The sequence below is a fragment of the Curtobacterium sp. VKM Ac-2861 genome (assembly GCF_013204965.1).
Classification (GTDB): Bacteria; Actinomycetota; Actinomycetes; order Actinomycetales; family Microbacteriaceae; genus Curtobacterium.
The window spans coordinates 1,023,357-1,042,765 of record NZ_JABMLA010000001.1; the positions used below are offsets into that span (position 1 = coordinate 1,023,357).

General features: G+C 71.1%; 19 protein-coding genes and 2 tRNA genes. 2 read left to right on the plus strand and 19 right to left on the minus strand.

Annotation, left to right across the window (positions count from 1 at the left end; translation table 11 throughout):
- Positions 1 to 6: 6 nt before the first annotated feature.
- From HQQ88_RS04620 to leuC, 6 genes are all read right to left on the minus strand, one after another.
- A complete protein-coding gene (locus HQQ88_RS04620) occupies positions 7 to 1,116 on the minus strand; it encodes a D-alanine--D-alanine ligase family protein (protein ID WP_367916976.1) in 1,110 nt (369 codons plus the stop codon).
- A 32-nt stretch (positions 1,117 to 1,148) separates the two neighbouring features.
- Complete coding sequence (locus tag HQQ88_RS04625) at positions 1,149 to 2,162, minus strand: NAD(P)H-dependent glycerol-3-phosphate dehydrogenase (protein WP_111086095.1); 1,014 nt, start codon at positions 2,160 to 2,162, stop codon at positions 1,149 to 1,151.
- Between the two features lie 79 nt (positions 2,163 to 2,241).
- A complete protein-coding gene (locus HQQ88_RS04630) occupies positions 2,242 to 3,015 on the minus strand; it encodes a 1-acyl-sn-glycerol-3-phosphate acyltransferase (protein WP_131846547.1) in 774 nt (257 codons plus the stop codon).
- 98 nt (positions 3,016 to 3,113) lie between these two features.
- Positions 3,114 to 4,481, minus strand: coding sequence for a UDP-N-acetylglucosamine 1-carboxyvinyltransferase (gene murA / locus HQQ88_RS04635; RefSeq protein WP_123294811.1), 1,368 nt, complete (start codon positions 4,479 to 4,481; stop codon positions 3,114 to 3,116).
- The gene (gene leuD / locus HQQ88_RS04640) at positions 4,481 to 5,077 is read right to left on the minus strand and encodes a 3-isopropylmalate dehydratase small subunit (protein ID WP_111086049.1); all 597 of its coding nucleotides are present in this window, start codon (positions 5,075 to 5,077) and stop codon (positions 4,481 to 4,483) included. Before leuD ends, murA begins: the two co-directional genes overlap by 1 nt.
- Positions 5,077 to 6,537, minus strand: coding sequence for a 3-isopropylmalate dehydratase large subunit (gene leuC / locus HQQ88_RS04645; protein ID WP_173168735.1), 1,461 nt, complete (start codon positions 6,535 to 6,537; stop codon positions 5,077 to 5,079). The genes leuD and leuC overlap by 1 nt, the downstream gene beginning before the upstream one ends.
- Before the next feature lie 167 nt (positions 6,538 to 6,704).
- On the opposite strand from leuC, the gene HQQ88_RS04650 reads away from it, so the two are divergent.
- Positions 6,705 to 7,772: an FUSC family protein gene (locus tag HQQ88_RS04650; RefSeq protein ID WP_131846386.1), complete on the plus strand. Its 1,068-nt coding sequence runs from the start codon at positions 6,705 to 6,707 to the stop codon at positions 7,770 to 7,772.
- A gap of 184 nt (positions 7,773 to 7,956) precedes the next feature.
- On the opposite strand, the gene HQQ88_RS04655 is transcribed toward HQQ88_RS04650, so the two are convergent.
- From HQQ88_RS04655 to HQQ88_RS04710, 12 genes are all read right to left on the minus strand, one after another.
- Positions 7,957 to 8,562, minus strand: a complete 606-nt coding sequence (locus HQQ88_RS04655; RefSeq protein ID WP_123937670.1) for a histidine phosphatase family protein — start codon at positions 8,560 to 8,562, stop codon at positions 7,957 to 7,959.
- A complete protein-coding gene (gene crcB / locus HQQ88_RS04660) occupies positions 8,559 to 8,948 on the minus strand; it encodes a fluoride efflux transporter CrcB (RefSeq protein WP_173168736.1) in 390 nt (129 codons plus the stop codon). Before crcB ends, HQQ88_RS04655 begins: the two co-directional genes overlap by 4 nt.
- On the minus strand, positions 8,945 to 9,388 hold the full coding sequence (locus HQQ88_RS04665) for a CrcB family protein (RefSeq protein ID WP_131879853.1): 444 nt from the start codon (positions 9,386 to 9,388) through the stop codon (positions 8,945 to 8,947). Before HQQ88_RS04665 ends, crcB begins: the two co-directional genes overlap by 4 nt.
- A 136-nt stretch (positions 9,389 to 9,524) precedes the next feature.
- Complete coding sequence (locus tag HQQ88_RS04670; RefSeq protein WP_123937667.1) at positions 9,525 to 9,932, minus strand: RidA family protein; 408 nt, start codon at positions 9,930 to 9,932, stop codon at positions 9,525 to 9,527.
- Between the two features lie 67 nt (positions 9,933 to 9,999).
- Positions 10,000 to 10,075 (minus strand) — tRNA-Glu (locus HQQ88_RS04675).
- 33 nt (positions 10,076 to 10,108) lie between these two features.
- Positions 10,109 to 10,184: transfer RNA gene (locus HQQ88_RS04680), tRNA-Glu, on the minus strand.
- 433 nt (positions 10,185 to 10,617) lie between these two features.
- Positions 10,618 to 11,253 carry an MBL fold metallo-hydrolase gene (locus HQQ88_RS04685; RefSeq protein WP_173168737.1) on the minus strand — a complete coding sequence of 212 codons (636 nt, stop codon included), beginning with the start codon at positions 11,251 to 11,253 and terminating at the stop codon, positions 10,618 to 10,620.
- 139 nt (positions 11,254 to 11,392) lie between these two features.
- Positions 11,393 to 12,433: a LacI family DNA-binding transcriptional regulator gene (locus tag HQQ88_RS04690; protein ID WP_173168738.1), complete on the minus strand. Its 1,041-nt coding sequence runs from the start codon at positions 12,431 to 12,433 to the stop codon at positions 11,393 to 11,395.
- A gap of 21 nt (positions 12,434 to 12,454) precedes the next feature.
- Positions 12,455 to 12,925 carry a hypothetical protein gene (locus tag HQQ88_RS19180; protein WP_216833970.1) on the minus strand — a complete coding sequence of 157 codons (471 nt, stop codon included), beginning with the start codon at positions 12,923 to 12,925 and terminating at the stop codon, positions 12,455 to 12,457.
- A gap of 5 nt (positions 12,926 to 12,930) precedes the next feature.
- On the minus strand, positions 12,931 to 13,743 hold the full coding sequence (locus HQQ88_RS04700) for a carbohydrate ABC transporter permease (RefSeq protein ID WP_248705126.1): 813 nt from the start codon (positions 13,741 to 13,743) through the stop codon (positions 12,931 to 12,933).
- A 95-nt stretch (positions 13,744 to 13,838) separates the two neighbouring features.
- Positions 13,839 to 14,816, minus strand: coding sequence for a carbohydrate ABC transporter permease (locus HQQ88_RS04705; protein ID WP_123294820.1), 978 nt, complete (start codon positions 14,814 to 14,816; stop codon positions 13,839 to 13,841).
- A 156-nt stretch (positions 14,817 to 14,972) separates the two neighbouring features.
- On the minus strand, positions 14,973 to 16,256 hold the full coding sequence (locus HQQ88_RS04710; RefSeq protein ID WP_123937663.1) for an ABC transporter substrate-binding protein: 1,284 nt from the start codon (positions 16,254 to 16,256) through the stop codon (positions 14,973 to 14,975).
- A 295-nt stretch (positions 16,257 to 16,551) separates the two neighbouring features.
- Between HQQ88_RS04710 and HQQ88_RS04715 the strand changes: the two genes are divergently transcribed.
- Positions 16,552 to 17,871: a glycosyltransferase gene (locus HQQ88_RS04715; RefSeq protein ID WP_173168740.1), complete on the plus strand. Its 1,320-nt coding sequence runs from the start codon at positions 16,552 to 16,554 to the stop codon at positions 17,869 to 17,871.
- 161 nt (positions 17,872 to 18,032) lie between these two features.
- Here the strand turns inward: HQQ88_RS04715 and HQQ88_RS04720 are convergent, their stop codons facing one another.
- Positions 18,033 to 19,325 (minus strand): glycosyltransferase family 2 protein, encoded by a 1,293-nt coding sequence (locus HQQ88_RS04720; protein ID WP_173168741.1) that lies wholly within the window; start codon positions 19,323 to 19,325, stop codon positions 18,033 to 18,035.
- Positions 19,326 to 19,409 lie beyond the last annotated feature (84 nt).

Sequence of the window (19,409 nt, forward strand, 5' to 3'; positions counted from 1 at the left end):
CGAGCGTCAGCGGACGGCGGCGCGCCCCAGCTCGATGAGCTCGGTGACCAACTCGCCGTAGGACACACCCGACGCCGCCCAGCAGCGCGGGTACATCGACAGCGGGGTGAACCCGGGCATCGTGTTGACCTCGTTCACGACGAAGCCGTCGTCGGTCAGGAAGCAGTCGACCCGGGCGAGCCCCGAGCCACCGATGGCCTCGAACGCACGAGCACCGATCGACCGGATCTCGTCGGTCTGCGCCTCGGTGAGCGGCGCCGGGCACAGCAGGGACTCGTCGCCACCGAGGTACTTCGACGCGAAGTCGTAGAAGCCGTCCTCGGCCACGACGATCTCGCCGGGCAGGCTCGTGCGCGGCGCACCGTCGCGGCCCTCGAGCACGGCGACCTCGACCTCGCGGCCGACGACCCGCGGTTCGACGATCACCTTGGAGTCGTGCTCGAACGCCAGGTCCATCGCGGCGCCGAGCTCGTCGGGGCCGTCGACGCGCGAGACGCCCATGCTCGACCCGGCGCGTGCCGGCTTCACGAACAGCGGCCAGCCGTGCGCCGCGATCGCCTCGGCGACGTCGACCGGGTCGGCCGCCCACTCGCGGCGGAGCACGGTCGTCCAGGGAGCGACCCGCAGACCGGCGTGCTCGAGGACGGCCTTCGCGACGTGCTTGTCCATCGCCAGGGCACTCGCGAGCACGCCGTCACCGACGTACGGCAGACCCGCGATCTCGAGCAGGCCCTGGATCGTGCCGTCCTCGCCGAACGGACCGTGCAGGATCGGGAACACCACGTCGACGGCGACGGTCGTGACCGAGCCGTCCGGGTGCGAGACGACGAGTTCGTTCGTCGCCGGCGACGTCGGGAACGCCACACGCGTGCCGTTGTCGGGCACGGTCGGCAGGGAGCCGTCGCGGATCGCCCACTGCGAGGGGTCGTCGGACTGCAGCGTGAACGCGCCGTCCTTCGTGATGCCGATCGGGACGATCTGGTACTCGGTGCGGTCGACGACGTCCATGATGCCGCCGGCGGTCACGCAGCTGATCTCGTGCTCGCTCGAGCGCCCGCCGAACAGGACGGCGACGGTGGTCGTGGGAACGTCGGTTCCCTCGGGGATCGTGGGCACGGGAGTCCCTTCGTGACTCGAGGCGGGACCGGTCACTCGCCCTGGGGCTCGTCGGTCTCGGTGAGGTGCGGCGCGATGTTGCGCGGATCGAGCCTACCGGCGAGGACCTCGCCGACCTGGCTGACGATGGGCATGTCGACGCCGTTCGCGGCGGCGAGCTCGAGGATCGGTGCGACGGACGCCAGGCCCTCGGCGGTCTGGTTCATCTGCCGCACGACCTCGTCGAACCGGTACCCCTGCCCGAGCAGGCGCCCCGCGGTGTTGTTCCGGGACAACGGCGACTGGCAGGTGGCGATGAGGTCACCGAGGCCTGCGAGGCCCGACAGGGTGGACGGCTGCGCGCCGAGCGACACCGCGAACTCGGTCATCTCGGCGAGGCCGCGGGTGATGATCGACGCCTTGGTGTTCTCGCCGTAGCCGACGCCGTCGACGATGCCGATCGCCACGGCGATGAGGTTCTTGAGCACGCCGCCGAACTCGGTGCCGATGACGTCGGTGTTGATGAACGACCGGAAGTACGGGTTCGTCGCGACCGCGGCGACAGCGGTCGCGGTCTCCACGCTCGACGACGACACCACGGCGGCGGTCGGCTGCCGGCGGGCGATCTCGAGCGCCAGGTTCGGTCCGCTCGCGACGGCGATGCGGTCCTGGTCGATGCCGAGTCCCTGGAGCAGGACCTCGCTCATCCGCAGGCCGGTGCTCTTCTCGACGCCCTTCATCAGGCTGACGACGGGGACACCGGCGGGCAGGAGCTCGCGGATCGCGTCGAGGTTCGAGCGCAGCGTCTGCGACGGCACCGACACGTACACCTGGGTGGCGCCGTCGAGCACCTGCTCGAGCGACGTCGACGCCGTGAGGGTGCGGGGCAGGTTGATGCCGGGCAGGTAGTCGGAGTTCCGCTTCGTCTCGGTGATCTCGCGGGCGACCTCGGGACGGCGGGCCCACACGACCGTGGAGGCACCGCCCTCGGCGAGCACCTTCGCGAACGTGGTGCCCCAGCTGCCGGCACCGATGACCGCCACGCGGGGCTTGTCGGTGGACTGCATCACCACCCGGATCGCGGCGGTGTCGAAGGCACCCGGCGCTGCTGCGACGGGGTCGGGACGATCGTCGTGCGGGCGGAGGTCACTCAAACCGGCCGGTCTCCTTCTGGTTGTTCGCCGCCGGGTCCCAGCGGGTCGTCGGGGCCTGCTCGCCACGGAGCTGCTCGAGCAGCTCCGTGATGCGCTGCATGAGCAGCTCGGTGGCCTCGGTCAGCATCTGCTGGTCGATCGGCCGGCCACGGTAGGCGGACAGGTCGACGGGGTCGCCGACGATGACGTCCACGCGCGACCGCGGGAACAGGCGGAGCTTGTTGGAGTAGCGCGCCATGATGCCCTGCGTGCCCCAGTGGGCCATCGGGATCAGCGGCACGTCGTTCTCGAGTGCGATGCGGACGGCACCGGTCTTGCCGCGCATCGGCCACAGGTCGGGGTCGCGGGTGAGCGTGCCCTCGGGGTAGACGATGATCGCCCCACCCTGCTCGATGAGCGACCGCCCGCCGCCGAGCGGGTCGCTCAACCGGGTGCGACCGGAGCGCTCGACCGGGATCTGCCCCATGCCGGACATGAGCTTGCCGAAGACGGGCACCTTGAACAGCGAGGCCTTGGCCAGGAACCGCGGGGCCCGCCGACTGATGTAGACGGCGGTGCCGACGACCAGCGGGTCGATGTTCGTGAAGTGGTTCGGGGCGAGCACGAAGGCACCGTCCGCCGGCAGGCGGTTCGGGCCGTACCAGTGGTAGTTCGACGAGAACCGGAACGTCGGGATGACGATCGACGCCACGATGCGGAACGCGGGGTTGAGCTCCCCACGCTTCCACCGCCGTCCACGCACCGGCAGGCCGGTCGCGACCTGCACGGCGGACGCACCACGGGCCTCCCGGCCATCGCCCTGGCCCGACGGGCCGTCACCCGGACGCGACGGACCGTCACCCGGCTGCGGAACCGACACCGCGACTAACCCGCGAAGTCGAAGTCGGCGCCCAGCTTCCGCAGCTTCGGGATGAAGTGCTCGTAGCCGCGGCTGATGATGCCGACGTTGGTGATGTGGGACTCGCCGTCGGCGGTCAGCGCCGCGATGAGGTGGCTGAAGCCACCGCGGAGGTCGGGGACCCGGACGTTCGCCGCGTGCAGCGTCGTCGGACCGGTGATGACCGCGGCCTGCTCGAACGGACGGCGGGCGACACGGCGGTCGTGCCCGGGCAGCCCCTCCTTGTGGACGACGATGTCGGCGCCCATCTCGTTCAGCGCGTCGGTGAAGCCGAAGCGGTTCTCGTACACGGTCTCGTGCACGATGCTCTGCCCCTCGGCCTGGGTCAGCGCCACGACGAGCGGCTGCTGCCAGTCGGTCATGAAGCCGGGGTGCACGTCGGTCTCGATGACGACGGGCTTGAGGGTGTCGCGCTCGCGGTAGAACCGGATGCCGTCCTCTTGCACGTCGAAACCGCCGCCGACCTTGCGGAAGACGTTGAGGAACGTCATGAGCTCCTGCTGGTTCGCCCCCTCGACGAAGATGTCACCGTCGGTGGCGAGCGCGGCGGAGGCCCAGCTGGCTGCCTCGTTGCGGTCGTTGATCGCACGGTGCGTGTAGCCGCGCAGCGACTCGACGCCCTCGATGAAGATCACGCGGTTCGGCTCGACGGACACGATCGCGCCCATCTTCTGCAGGATCGCGATGAGGTCCATGATCTCGGGCTCGATCGCCGCGTTCCGCAGCTCCGTGACGCCGGTCGCCAGGACGGACGACAACAGGACCTGCTCGGTCGCGCCGACGCTCGGGTACGGCAGCTCGATGGACGCGCCCTTCAGCCCGTTCGGAGCCGTCAGGTGGATGCCGTTGACCTGCTTGTCGACGACGGCCCCCATTGCCCGGAGCGCGTCGAGGTGGAAGTCGATCGGGCGGTCGCCGATGCGGCAGCCACCGAGGTCGGGGATGAACGCCTCGCCGAGCTTGTGCAGCAGCGGGCCGCAGAACAGGATCGGGATGCGGCTCGAGCCGGCGTGGGCGTCGATCTCGGCGAAGTGCGCCGACTCGACGTTGGCCGGGTCGAGGATGAGCTCGCCTCGTGCAGGATCGGTGATGCGCACGCCGTGCACCTCGAGCAGCCCACGGACGACCTTGACGTCGGAGATGTCCGGGACGTCCTTGAGGATCGACGGGGTGTCACCGAGCAGCGACGCCACCATGGCCTTGGTCGCGAGGTTCTTCGCCCCGCGGACCTCGATGCGCCCCACGAGCGGCTTGCCCCCGCGGATGACGATCTCGTCCGACTTGAGGCCCACGCGCGCCCCTGCGGCCGCTGCGTCCTGTACGAGAGAGTTCACTACTTCACCGGCAATGTCTTCGGCCGCCAACTGGAGCGGCGGGATTCGAACTCCGTGATCGAGGTCTCGTCACGGAGGGTGAGCCCGATGTCGTCGAGCCCTTCCATCAACCGCCAACGAGTGTAAGCGTCGATCTCGAAGGGGACGTCCACATCCCCGAGCGACACGCGCTGCGCCACCAGGTCCACGGTCGCCGACACCCCCGGGTTCCGCTCGATCTCGGCCCAGAGCCGCTCGACTTCCGATTCGGTCACGATCGCGGTGACCAGTCCCTGCTTGCCCGCGTTGCCCTTGAAGATGTCGGCGAACCGGGGCGAGATGACGACCGCGAAGCCGAAGTCACGCAGTGCCCAGACCGCGTGCTCACGGGACGACCCGGTGCCGAAGTCCGGGCCGGCCACCAGGACCTTCGCGCCCTGGTACTCGGGCTGGTTCAGCACGAAGTCGGGGTCCTGGCGCCAGCCGGAGAACAGGGCGTCCTCGAAGCCGGTCTTCGTGACGCGCTTGAGGTAGACCGCGGGGATGATCTGGTCGGTGTCGACGTTCGACCGCTTGAGCGGGGCGGCGATGCCGGTGACGGTGGTGATCTTGTCCATCAGAAGGTCCCCTCGGTGGTGTTCGCTGTGTCGGTCACGTCCGCCAGTGCGTCGTCGGTCGCCAGGTCCCACGGGCTGGACAGCGTGCCGCGGATCGCGGTGGCGGCGGCGACGAGCGGCGACACCAGGTGGGTGCGCCCGCCCTTGCCCTGGCGCCCCTCGAAGTTGCGGTTCGACGTGCTCGCGCAGCGCTCCCCCGGTGCGAGCTGGTCGGGGTTCATGCCGAGGCACATCGAGCACCCGGCGAACCGCCACTCGGCGCCGAACTCCTTGATCACGACGTCGAGCCCCTCGGCCTCGGCCTCGAGCCGCACCCGGGCGGACCCCGGCACGACCATGACCCGGACGCCGTCGGCCTTCTTGCGGCCCTGGATGATCGACGCGAAGGCCCGCAGGTCCTCGATGCGCGAGTTCGTGCACGAGCCCATGAAGACCGCGTCGACGGCGATGTCCTTCATCGGGGTGCCGGCGGCGATGTCCATGTAGTCGAGGGCCCGCTGCGCAGCGGCCTGGTCGTTCGGGTCTTCGAAGTCGAGAGGCGAAGGCACGTTCTCCGACAGCGAGACGCCCTGGCCGGGGTTGGTGCCCCAGGTGACGAAGGGCTCGAGGTCGTCGGCGTCGATGAAGACCTCCGCGTCGAACACGGCGTCGTCGTCGGTCGCCAGGGTGTCCCAGTACGCGACGGCGTCGTCCCAGTCGGAACCGGTCGGGGCGTGGTCGCGGCCCTGCACGTAGTCGTAGGTGATCTGGTCGGGGGCGACCATGCCGGCGCGGGCACCGGCCTCGATCGACATGTTGCAGATCGTCATCCGGCCCTCCATCGAGAGCGCACGGATCGCGGAACCGCGGTACTCGAGCACGTAGCCCTGTCCGCCGCCGGTGCCGATCTTCGCGATGACCGCCAGGATGATGTCCTTCGCGGTCACGCCCGGACGCAACGTGCCCTCGACCGTGATCGCCATCGTCTTGAAGGGCTTCAGCGGCAGGGTCTGCGTGGCCAGGACGTGCTCGACCTCGGAGGTGCCGATGCCGAACGCCATGGCCCCGAACGCCCCGTGGGTGCTGGTGTGCGAGTCGCCGCAGACGACGGTGATGCCGGGCATCGTCAGGCCGAGCTGCGGGCCGACGACGTGCACGATCCCCTGCTCCTTGTCGCCGAGGGAGTGCAGGCGGACCCCGAACTCCTCGCAGTTGCGGCGCAGGGTCTCGATCTGGATCCGGCTCGTCGGGTCCGCGATGGGGCGGTCGATCGCGAGCGTCGGGGTGTTGTGGTCCTCGGTCGCGATCGTCAGGTCCAGCCGGCGCACCGGGCGCCCGGCCTGGCGCAGGCCGTCGAACGCCTGCGGGCTCGTGACCTCGTGCACGAGGTGGAGGTCGATGTAGAGGAGGTCCGGGTTCCCGTCCTCACCCTTGACCACGACGTGGTCGTCCCACACCTTCTCGGCGAGCGTCCTACCCATGAGCTCGACTCCCTCGTTCTCGTCGTTGCGCCGCGACCGCGGCACGATCAGGCGACTCTACCATTGGTATACCAACGCGTCGTCGCGTTCTCCACGCGGTGCGACGGTCGACCGGGAGGCCCGTGGCGACTCGACGACACCCGTCGCGGTGGGAAGATGGTCGGGACATGACGACACCTGCGCACTCGACCCGGACGATCAACCTCGAGGGCGCGGCGCGCGCAGCGATCGCGGGCGGTGCACCACTGGCGCTGCTCATCGCCCTCGGGATGCCGGGCTACGCCGCGTTCGCGATGTTCGCCGGCTTCACCGCGATCTTCGGGGCGACCGAGCCGTACCGGCAGCGCGCCGTCACCACGGGCGTCGCGGGTGCGCTGCAGACCCTGTGCATGTTCGCGGGAATCGGCGTCGCCCTGCTCGGCTCGCCGCTCTGGCTGCAGGCGACCGGGCTCGTCGTCGTGCTCGTCGTCGCGGTCTGCACCCTGTCGACCCTGCGGACGATCCCCGCGCAGCCGATCTTCCCGGTCTTCGCGTTCGTGGTCTCCGCCCTCGTGCCGCTCAGGCCCGCGGACGTCCCGCTCGTCGCGACGATCATCGTCTGCTCGGTCGTCTGGGCGTGGCTCGTCGCGATGTCCGGGTTCGTCATCCGGCACGTGTGGCACCCGCGCGCCCCGCACCGGTTCCGGCCGCTGGCGCCGCTCAAGGAGCGCGGCTTCGGCATCCTCCGCACGGCCGCGCTGTGGGAGACCGTGGCGCTCAACGTCGTTGGGTCGCTCGTCGCCGGCGCGGTGGCGTCGACCATCCCCTGGCTCGGGCACCCGTACTGGGCCGTCATCGCGGTGGTGTCGACCCTGCCCGCCCTCCGCCAGCGGCACACCGTGATCCGGGCGTTCCAGCGCTTCATCGGCACGATCGGCGGCACCGTGATCGCCGTCGGGATCCTGCTGCTCGAGCCGTCGGCGTGGTGGATCGTCGTCATCGCCGTCGTGGGGCAGTTCTTCGCGGAGATCTTCGTCGCCCGGAACTACGCCGTCTGCCTGCTGTTCCTGACCCCGCTCGCCCTCGCCGTGTCGTGGCTGAGCCTGCCCGAGGCCCCGGAGCTCCTCGCGCTCGACCGGGTCGCGCAGACCACCCTCGGTGCGCTCGTCAGCGTCGGGCTGCTGTTCGTGGGGCGTGCGATCGAGCGGCGGCGCGGGCGAGCCCTGGGTGCCACGAGCGCGATCCGTACCGTCTGAGGCCGGGAGGCCCGTGGCGGCGTCGCCACGGGCCTCCCGTCCGGTCGGGGCGCGACCCGGTCGCGAAAGCGACAGATCTCCGCGAACTGTTCGCGCAACTCTGTCGCTCTCGCGGGACTGACCAGCTGAGGGGGCGCGGAACTGTCGCTCTCGCAGACCGCACCCACGGACCGCGGCCGGCGCGTCAGTCGCGGGGCTGGATGTTCCAGGCGTCGATGACCGGGCGGCCGTGCTCGTACCCGAGGACGCTGACCGATGCGGTACCGAGCTTCAGTACGGCACCGTCCTGCGGCGCGAGCCGGATCCACGCGGCGCCGAGGGCACGCAGCACGTGGCCGTGCGCGACGAACACGGCGTCCTGGCCCTCGGCGAGCACCGGACGAGCGCGGTTCAGGATGCGCTCGACGCGGACCCGGACCTCGGCGGCGTTCTCACCGGGGGTGTCACCGGCAGGTACTCCATCGGTCCAGAGGTCCCACGGCCCGTGGCGCAGCACCTTGATCTGCGGGGTGGTGAGCCCTTCGTACGCGCCGTAGTCCCACTCGTACAGGTCCTCGTCGAGCTCGGGGTCGACGCCGATCAGGTGCGCGGTGTCGCGGGCACGCTGCAGCGGACTCGACAGGGCCAACGCGAACGAGCGGTCGGCCAGGTACCGGCCGGCGCGCTTCGCCTGCTCGACACCGTTGTCCGTCAGCGGGATGTCGGTGCGGCCGGTGTGCTGCCCGCTCTTCGACCACTCCGTCTCTCCGTGACGGACGAGGACGAGTTCGCCGGGGCGTTCCGAGGTCATGAGTTCCTTCCGATCCAGAGGCCGAGCGCAGCTGCGCCGACCGAGACGACGAGCATCCCGAGGCCGTGCAGGACGGCGAGCCGGGGCTTGCCGGATCGGAGGAGCTGGACGGTCTCGACGCTCGCCGTCGAGAACGTCGTGTACCCACCCATCATGCCCGTCCCGAGCACCGCGACCGCCGGGAGCGGGATCGTCCCGGCCTGCCCGAGGCCGGTAAGCAGCCCGAGGACGAGCGATCCCGACACGTTGATCAGCACGGTCCCGAGCGGGAACCCGGCAGTCCGCGAGCGGGACGTGCGCGTCTTGACGAGTCCGTCGAGCAGGAACCGGAGCGCGGCTCCGACTCCCCCGCCGACGGCGACGAGCAGCAGTTCGAGCGGGTTCACGACGCGCCTCCGTCCGGGCCGGTCGGACGCGGCCGGAGCCGCCCGGCGATCAACACCCCGAGCACGACGGCGCCGAGCCCGAGGACGACGGACAGCAGCGCGTACCCGCTGCCCGCACCCCACCGGCCGACGTCGAGCAACTGCGCGGTGTCGTCGGCGAGCGTGCTGTACGTCGTGAAGCCGCCGAGCACGCCGGTGCCGACGAGCAGCCGCAGCGTGCGGCGGCCTCCGACGTCGGGGCCACGCAGCGCGAGCGCCTCGAGCAGGAGCCCGAGACAGAAGGCTCCGACGACGTTGATCGCGAGGATCACCCAGCTGATGCCGTCGTGGCCGGGGAACGCCTCGGCGAGCAGTGCGCGCATCGCGGTCCCGATCGCGCCGCCGAGTGCGACGAGGGCCAGGAAGCGCCAGCGGAGGTGCGGCGGTCGCGCATCGGTCATCGGTACTCCTATCGCCGAGCACGCCGGATCGTCTCCGCGCGTGCGGTGTTCTCGGGATAGGGACCGTTGGCGCTTCGTGCGCGGTTGGGTCCGGCAGGCCCCACTGCCGGGTCTGACGACCCGTCCAGCGTACTGCTCAGTCGGCGACGGCGGCGATCGCCTCGACCTCGACGAGCTGGTCGTCGTAGCCGAGGACGGTCACGCCGAGCAGCGTGCTCGGCACGTCGTGGTCTCCCATCGCGGCGCGGACGACGTCCCAGGCGGAGACGAGGTCCTGCTGCTCGGTCGTCGCGACGAGCACCCGCGTCTGGACCAGGTCGTCGACCCCCGCGCCGGCGGCTGCGAGCGCCGTCCGCAGGTTCGCGATGCACTGCGCGGCTTGCCCGGCCACGTCACCGACGGCGACCGTCGCGCCGTGCTCGTCGAGCGGACACGCCCCCGCGAGGAACACGAGCCGTGTCCCGGCCGCCACGGTGGACGCGTAGGCGTACTCCGCGACGTCGCTGAGCGCTGCGGACCGGATGAGCTGGACGGCACTGGACACGGAATCAGCCTGGCACACGACGACGAAACCCCCGACGAGCCGGAGCTCGTCGGGGGTTTCGTGGTGCTGGTGACCCCAGCGGGATTCGAACCCGCGTTACCGCCGTGAGAGGGCAGCGTACTAGGCCGCTATACGATGGGGCCGCGGCTGTTGTCGGACTCGGAGCATGTCACCTGTGGTGACCCCAGCGGGATTCGAACCCGCGTTACCGCCGTGAGAGGGCAGCGTACTAGGCCGCTATACGATGGGGCCGTTCCGACAACTCGACAAGTATTGCACAAGCCGCGCATCGCGCCAAAACGAGGCGTGTCGCCCGGGTGTGCCGCCATGCCGCGCCCGGCATACGGCGCTCGCTGCGCGTGCAGATTCCGACAGAACACCGGTTGAACGACGAGCGTTCTGTCGCAACGTGCCACACGCATCCGTTGCGTGCGCACCGAGCGACGAAACACCCGTCGAACGACGCGCGCTCTGTCGCATCATGCGCACGCATCGGTCGCGCGGCCGTGGACGCGACCGCCCATCGGACGGGAGGCGCGTGGCGGGCCCGCCACGCGCCTCCCGTCCGACCGCGCGCACGTCCGGGGCCGCGCTTCGTGAGCAGGAATGGTCGCGTCGGTCGGTCCCACCCGACCATTTCTGCTCACGAAGCGACCACGGCGCGGTCCGGCGCGGTCCCGCGCCGTCAAACCGTGAGCGACTCCCCCGGCCGCAGGATCTCGAGCGAACCGTGCGGGGCGAGCGCCTCGCGCAGCCGCCCGGTGTGCATGCCGTAGCCGATGTCGGAGAGCGTGGCCTCGTGGATCGGGTAGGCGCGGGCCGGGGCGAGCGCGGCGACGTAGTCCATCATCTCGGCGACCTTGAGCCACGGGGCGCCGACCGGAGCCGCGAGGACCTCGACCGGCACGCCCGGGTCGGTGTACGAGTCGCCGGGGTGGAAGAGCCTGCCGTTCACGAGCACGCCGGTGTTGTCGACGATCGGCACCGAGGAGTGGATGATCTGGTGCCGGGTGCCGTGGAAGTCGAGCGCGAACGGGCCGACGGTGCGGTGGTCCCCGTCGGTGACGACCTCGACCGCGATGCCGGAGTCGGCGAGCGCCGCGCGGACGCCCTCGGGGCCGAACACGACGGCGTCGGGGTTCCGGTCGAGGATCCGGTGCAGCTGCTCCGGCGTGACGTGGTCGGGGTGCTCGTGCGTGACGACGATCGCGACGACCCCGGTCGTGTCGACGGGGCGGGTGAAGTCGCCCGGGTCGAGCACCAGGCGGGCGTCGCCGTCCGACAGGATCTGGCAGGCGTGTTCGAGCTTCGTGACCTCCATGCGGGCGACGCTACCCGCGGCGGGCCGGGCGGGCTCGGGCTCGGGCGGGGGCCGACTCGGAACGACGTCTCCGTTGTCGTTCGACATCGGGATCGTCGTTCCGAGTCGAGTCCGCCACGCCGCCACGCCCCCCACACCCTCACCCCCGCGGCGGCCCCGTCGTCCCCCGCACCACCAGGTGCGCCGGCGCCGCGACGATCGCTCCGGCAGCGCCGCCGTCGACCTCGGCGAGCACGGCCCGCGCCGCTGCCCGCCCCTGCGCCTCCGGGTCCTGTGCCACGGTCGTCAGGCCCACGGTGGCGCCGTACTCGTGGCCGTCGATCCCGATCACGGAGACGTCCCCCGGCACCGACAGCCCGGCCTGCCCGGCGGCGAGGAGCACCCCGAGCGCCATCTCGTCCGACGCGCACAACACGGCAGTCGGGCGATCGAGCCCGGCCCCAGCACCAGCACCAGCACCGGCACCGGCGCGCCCGCCGAACAGCGCGTTCCCCGCCGCCAGGCCGCCGGCGAACGAGAACCGCCCGTCGAGCAGCCACCGGTCCGGCACCGCGTGTCCGGCGGCCCGCATCGCGTCGACGAACCCGTCCCTCCGCAGGTGCGGCACCGCCACGTTCATGCCGGCCTCGTCCTGCCCGCCGACGTAGGCGACCCGTCGGTGGCCGAGGCCGCACAGGTGGTCGACCGCGATCCGGGTGACGGCTCGGTCGTCGACCCCGATGTTCCGCAGGCCCGGTGCGGGTCCGCCGATGACGATCATCGGGTGCCGGGTGAGTTCGAGCTCGGCACGCTCGGTTGCGTCGAGCACCAGGGACAGCAGGACGAGGGCGTCGACACGGTGCCGCAGCATCGAGCGTCGGAACGCCCGGTCGCGGTCGCCGCCCGGCCCGCCCAGGTTGTAGAGCACGAGGTCGTACCCGGCCCGCCGGAGTTCCGCGTCGACGCCGCCGAGTGCCTTGACGTAGAACCACCGGTCGATCACCGGGACGACGACGCCCACGGCGCGCTGCCGCCCGGTGGCGAGGCCGGCAGCCGCCGAGCTCGGGACGTACCCGAGCTCGTCGGCGACACGACGGACCTCGTCGATCGTGGTCTCCGCCACGTTCTCCATCCCGCGCAGCGCCCGCGACACCGTGGACTTCGACAGTCCCGTGACGGTCGCGATCTCCTGGATCCCCATCGATGCGACCCGGGAGGCCCGTCAGCCGTCCGTACCGTGTGTCACGCCCGCCGGACGGTCGGCTGCAGTGCCGGGGGCGGCTTGCGCGACGGCCGCTGCGGTCCGGCGCGCCCGGTGCGGTGCACGACGACCGGCCGGTGCGAGCTCGTCCCACCCGCTGTGCTGGTGCACCCGCCCGTCCGCCGAGCGCCGTGGCTGACGACGGGTGTCGTCGCCGCGAGCGGTGCGGACGGGGGCGACGGCAGGAGCGGCACCGATGCCGTCGGTGGCCCCGTCGACGACCGCGTGGCGGCGGAGTACCCGCACCCGCCACCGGTCGAGCGCCACGACCCCGAGCACGCACACCAGCAGGGTGAGTGCCCAGCCGAGTGCCGGTCGACCGGTGACCTCGCAGAACACCGTGGCGCCGAGGAACAGGATGCCGAACATGCCGACGAAGCCGATCGCCTCTTCGGTCCGGGCCGTGGGCCGGGTGGGTCCGCGCTGTGCCATGGTCGTCAGCCCTTCACGCCACCGGCGGTGAGGCCGGCCACGATGCGTCGCTGGAAGATGAGGACCAGGATCACGAGCGGGATCGTGACGATCGTGCCCGCGGCCATGACCGCCGTGTACGGCTCCTGGTGCGGCTGCGACCCGGCGAACGAGGCGATCGCCACGGTCACCGGCTGCGTCGCGTCGCTCGAGAGCTGCGAGGAGATCAGGTACTCGTTCCAGCTGGAGATGAACGCCAGGATCGCCGTCGTGAACACCGCGGGGGCGGCGAGCGGCAGGATGATCCGCCGGAACGCCTGCACGCGGGTGCAGCCGTCGATGCGCGCTGCTTCCTCGAGGTCCCACGGCATCTCGCGGAAGAACGACGCGAGCGTGTAGACCGTCAGCGGCAGCACGAACGAGATGCTCGGCAGGATGAGCGCCTGGTAGGTCCCCATCCACCCGATGTCCGTGAAGAGCTGGAACAGCGGGGAGATGAGCGCGACCCCCGGGAACATCGACGCCGCCAGGATCGCGCCGGCGATGAGCGACTTGCCGCCGAACTCGAGGCGGGCGAGGGCGTACGCCGCCGTGGTGCCGACGAGCAGGGCGATGATCGTCACGGCCACACCGATGAAGACGCTGTTCAGCAGCGCCCGGCCGAGGTGGTTGCCGAGCGACGTGGAGAACGCCGTCGCGTAGTTGTCGAGCGTCACGTGCGTGAACCACGGCGTCGGGTCGAAGGTGAACCCGACGTCGCGGAAGCTCGTGACGACCATCCAGTAGAACGGCAGGAGGCACCACACGGCGATGACGATCGCCTGCACAGCGGTGCGGATGCGCGGGCCGGTGTCCCGGCGGACCCGGACTTCGGCGCGTGCGCTAGCACGTTCGCCGGGGACTGGCACTGACCGGGGTCGGTCGGCTGCGAGGGTCACTTGAGTTCACCCTTCTGCTGGGCGGCCTGCGTCTGGACGACGTTGGCTCCGAGGAACCGGACGAAGACGAACGCCACGATGAACACGATGAGGAAGGTGATGGTGGAGAGTGCCGATGCGGCGTTGAACCCTTGCCGGATCTGGTCGACGACGAGCACCGACAACGAGACCGTGGCGTTGCCGGAACCACCGCCGCCACCGGTCATGATCGCGATCAGGTCGTAGATGCGGAGCGCGTCGAGCACGCGGAACAGCACGGCGACCATCAGGGCGGGCCGCACGAGCGGCAGCGTGATGAGCACGAAGCGTTGGAACGTCGAGGCGCCGTCCATCTTGCCGGCCTCGTAGACGTCCTCGGGGATCAACTGCAGCCCCGCCAGGATGAGCAGCGCCATGAACGGCGTGGTCTTCCAGGTGTCCGCGATGATGATCGCGAACCGCGATGCCCACTCGTCGGAGAACCAGAGGACCTGGTGGCCGATGACGTGGTTCAGGACGCCGTTCGCGTCGAAGATGAAGTACCAGAGCTTCGCGGTGACGGCGGTGGGGATCGCCCACGGCACCAGGATCGCGGCACGGACGAGCGCGCGGCCCTTGAAGTTGCGGTTCATGATGATCGCCATCCAGAGCCCGATGACGGTCTCGAGGACGACGGTCACCGCGGTGAAGAAGAACGTGTTGCCGAAGGCCACCCAGAATTGGGAGCCGAGGCTGCCCGGAGGGCACGCGGTGTTCCCGCATCGTTGCCCGAGCCAGTGCACGTAGTTCGTGACGCCGGCGAAGCCGCCCTGCACGAACAGGCCGGTGGCCTTGTCGAGGCCCTGGTCGAGCTGGAACGACTGGATGATCGCGCTGACGACCGGGTAGCCGATGACGATCGCGAGGAGCAGGATCGTCGGGCCGATGAGGTACACGGCCCACCGGCCGTGCTCGGCGTTGAGTCCGCCCTTGCGCCGCTGGCGCTTCGGTTCCATGCCCGTCGGGTTGGGGATGGCTGCGGGGATCTCGGTTGCTGCTGACACGTGTCGGCCTCCTTGCCGGGGGTGTCGGAACGCAAGTAGGGGCGGACTGGAGGCACGTGCCGGGATGGCACCGTGCCTCCAGTCCGATGCGGCGTGCGCCGCGTGTCGCTAGCTGCTGGTCGCCGATTTGAGGGCGTCCTGCATGTCCTTCATGGCTTCGTCGACCGACTTCGATCCCTTGAGCGCCGCGTAGGTGTTGTCCTGGATCGCCTTCGTCACCGCCGGGTAGAACGGCGTGACCGGCCGCGGCTCCGCCGACTCGATCGACTTGAGCAGCGTCGGCAGGTACGGCAGCTTCGCCGTCAGCTCGGAGTCGGTGTAGAGGTCACCGACGACCGGGGCGAGCGACCCCTGCGTCGCGAAGAACTTCTGCGTGTCGTTCGAGATGAGGAACTCGAGGAAGTCGTGCGCCGTCGCCTTGTGCTTCGAGTACACGCTGATCGCGGCGTTGTGGCCGCCGAGCGTCGAGGCACCGGTGCCGTCCGCACCCGGGATGGGCGCGATGCCGAACGTGTCCTTGACCTTGCTCGAACCGTCGGTCTTCGCCAGGTTGTAGACGTACGGCCAGTTGCGCAGGAACAGCAGCTTGCCGGCTTCGAACGCCGTGCGGCCCTGCTCCTCCTGGTAGGTGATCGCCTCGGCCGGGATGTTCCCGTCCTTGAACGCGTCGACCAGGTTCTGCAGGCCGGCCTTGGCGTCCGAGGTGTCGACGTCCGGGTCCCCGCTCTTGCTGAGCACCGAACCACCGGAGCCGTTGATCGCCTCGGAGGCGTTCACCGTCAGGCCCTCGTACTTCGCGAACTGCCCGGCGTAGCAGCCGATGCCCTTGTCCTTCGCGATCTGGCAGTCGGCCATCATCTCCTTCCACGTGGTCGGAGGCGTCTTGACGAGGTCCTTGCGGTAGTAGAGCAGTGCGCCGTCCGAGGTCTGCGGGGCGGCGTAGAGGGTGTCGTTGTAGGTCGCGGTCTTCACCGTGGCCGGCAGCAGCTTCGAGGTGTCGATCTTCATGTCACCGGTCAGCGGCGTCAGCCAGCTCTTCGCGGCGAACTCGGCGGTCCAGACGACGTCCACGTCGACGACGTCGTAGTTCGCGTCCTTGGCCTGGAAGTGCTGCACGAGGTCGTCGTGCTGCTGGTCGGCCTGGTCGGACTGCTCCTTGAAGGTGACCTTCTCGTCGGGGTGGGCCTTGTTCCACTTCGCGATCAGCGGGCGGACGACGTTCGAGTTGTCCTTGCCCTGCACGTAGGTGATGGGCCCGCGGCTGTCCTGGCCGCTCTTGGCGTCGTCCGAGCCGGCGCCGGAGCTCCCGCTCGAGCAGCCGGTGAGCACGAGGCCGATGACGGCGACCCCGGCAACGGATGCGAACCGCACCCTGGAGCGTGTTGTCTTCACAGCGTTGTCTCCTCATTGAGATCACCAGGGGGCATCGATCGGGTTCGACGACACTGCCCTGGAGCAGGCGCCGCTGCCTGCTGGTGGAGGAAGCTACGCCCGCCGCAGGGGTTCCGCAACCGGTTGCATCGGTTCCGTGACCTGAGCGTGACCTTGGAAGTCCCGGTGACTTCCTGGGTGAGCGCTCACCCTCGTTCGAGGGACCCCTGCGCGCCACTGCGGAACTCCGCATGAACCCCGCCACCGGTGTCCCGCGCCGTTGTCCGCACCCACGGCCCCACGTAGCGTCCACCACATGGCCACCATCCACACCGCCGACACCGTGCCCGCACCGCGCCGTGTCATCGGCGTCGACCTCGACGCCCCGCTCCCCCGTCTCGTCGCCGACGAGACCGGCGAGTCCGCCATGGTGATCGGCTACCGCGGCGGCCACCCCACCGGCACCCTCGACGTGCTGCTCACCGACGACCCCGCCGACGCGGCCCGCGCCCTCGAGGCGCTGCAGGAGACCGTCCTGGCCGACGTCCCCGCGGTGTCCGACGACGACCTGCCGACCATCTCGGTCGTCGTGTCCACGATCGTCGACCGCGTCGAGGACCTCGGCAAGCTGCTCGACGTCCTCGAGCACCTCGACTACCCGCGGCACGAGGTCATCCTCGTCGACAACCGCGTCCGCGTCCCCGCCGGCGACGCGCTGCCCGCGATGCTCGCCGGGCGGAACGTCCGTCTCGTCGAGGAACGCCGCCCCGGTCTGTCCGCCGGACGGAACGCCGGTGTCGCCGCCGCGACCGGCGACGTCATCGCCTTCACCGACGACGACGTCCGCGTCGACCCGCAGTGGCTCCGCGCCATCGGGTCCCGGTTCGTCAGCGAGCCCGGCCTGGACGCCGTCACCGGCGTGATCCTGCCGAGCGAGCTCACCACCCCCGCCCAGATCTGGTACGAGGCGTACTACGGCGGGTTCAGCGCCGAGCGCACCTTCTCGCCCGTGACGATCGTCCCGGACGACGTGCAGGGCACCATGCGGCACGCCCGCGTCTCGGCGGTCACCCCGTCCGGCGAGGTCCTCAAGCACTTCGCCGTCTACGGCATCGGCGCGTACGGCGCCGGCGCGAACATGGCCTACCGTCGCACCCTGATCGAGGCCGTCGGCGGCTTCGACCACACCCTCGGCGCCGGCTCCCCCGCCCGTGGTGGCGAGGACCTGGCGATGTTCATCGAGACGCTGTGGCGCGGTGGGAAGATCGGCTTCGAGCCCCGCGCGGTCGTGCACCACCGGCACCGCCAGACCATCGAGGACCTGCACAAGCAGCTGCACGGCAACGGCGTCGGCTTCACCGCGCTGATGTTCGCGCTCGCCGCGAAGGACAAGCGGCACGTCGCCGTCCTCGCCCGCCTGATGCCGCTCGCCGCGAAGGTCAAGTCGAAGCAGATGCTCTCCCGCCTGGCCGGACGCCGGGACGCCGCGACCGAGGTCACCAACGACGCCTCGACCACGCGCATCCCGAAGACCCTGGCGTACCACGAGCTGCGCGGGTTCCCCGCCGGCCCGGCCGCCTGGTTCCGCAGCCGACGCCGCTGGCGCGACGTCGAGGCCGGCCGCTTCCGGCCGTAGTCGCGCAGCATGACGGACGGGAGGCCCGTGGCAGTGTCGCCACGGGCCTCCCGTCCGCCCTGCCGCGCACGCGGAACGCGACAGAGCACGCGTCGATCGACGCGTGCTCTGTCGCAAAGCCGGTGCCGGCGTGCCGGCCAGCCGCGCCCGGCGCCCGCGCCTCAGCGCGCGGTCAGCCGCCCGGCCACGTACCGCCACGGCCCGCCCAGCGCGGCCGTCAGCTCGGCGCGCTTGAGCCCGCGCGTCGCCTCGGTGAAATCGGCGTCGACGGGCCAGCCGCCGCTCGCGTCGACGGGGCGCTCGTCGGCACCCTGCCCGAGCGCACCGAGCCGCCGGAGCGCGCCGGCCGCACGCCGCAGCACCGCGAACGCCGTCGAGGGCCGCAGCACGAGCTTCGTCACCCAGGCGCCGAGCCCGGTGCCGTAGCCGATCGCCTGCGAGCGCAACGCGGCGCGGTCCTTGCGGTGCTCGTGCCAGACGACGGCCGAGGGCTCCACGGCGAGCGCCCCACCGGCGAGCAGGACGCGGGTGAACAGGTCGGGGTCCTCACCGGCTCGGGCGCGGGTGCCGGGGCCGAGGGCGACGTCGAAGCCGCCGAGCTGGCGGACGGCGTCGCGGCGCACGGACATGTTCGCGCCCGTGCCGAACGCGCCGACGGTGAAGGGGAACAGGGGCTCGTCGACGGGCGGGGCGGACGTGCGGTACACCCGGCGCTCGAGGTTCCGCGCCCAGGTCACCCGCTCGTCGAAGAAGCGCTGTGTGGGGGTGCGGAGCTCGCCGCTGGGGACGAGTCCGGTGACGCACCAGACGTCGGCGTCGCGCTCGTAAGCGGCGGCGATGGCGGCCATCCAGTGGCGGTCGACGACGACGTCGTCGTCGATGAACGCGACGATGCCGCCGGTGGCGCGGGCGAGGCCGGCGTTGCGGGCGCGGGAGACGCCGGCGCGTGCCTCGAGGACGTAGTGCACGCGCGGGTCGTCGACGGCGGCCACGACGTCGCGGGTGCCGCTGGTGACGGGCGCGTTGTCGACGACGAACAGCTCGAAGTCGTCGTACGCGGAGTCGAGGACGGAGCGCACGGCGCGGGCGAGCGCCACGGGGCGCTCGCGGGTACCGATGACGACGGAGACGCGTGCGCCGTCCGCGGGGGCGTCGACCGGGAGGCCCGGGGGCGGCAACCGGCGCAGGGCCGGTCCCAGCTCGGCCGGGTCCACCGCCCCGCGGTCGTCGACGCGCACGTCGACGAACCCGGCGACGTCGCGGCCGTCGCGCACCATGAGGCGGGCGCGGCGGAAGCCGCCGGCGCCGGCGAGGTGCACGGTGTCGGCGGCGAGCGCTGCGGACCGGTCGACGGCGCCGACCCAGGCAGCTCCGACCCAGGTGGGGGCGTCGGGCGAGGGCATCGCGGGGTCGAGCGTGAGGGCTCGTTCCGCGGTGGTGGTGTGGTCGGTCATGTTCGTCCCGTCGGGCCGGTCTGGTCGGGTGGACGTGGCAATGCTCCGCGCGCGTCGACAGGGGGTCAACCGCGATGCTCGGAG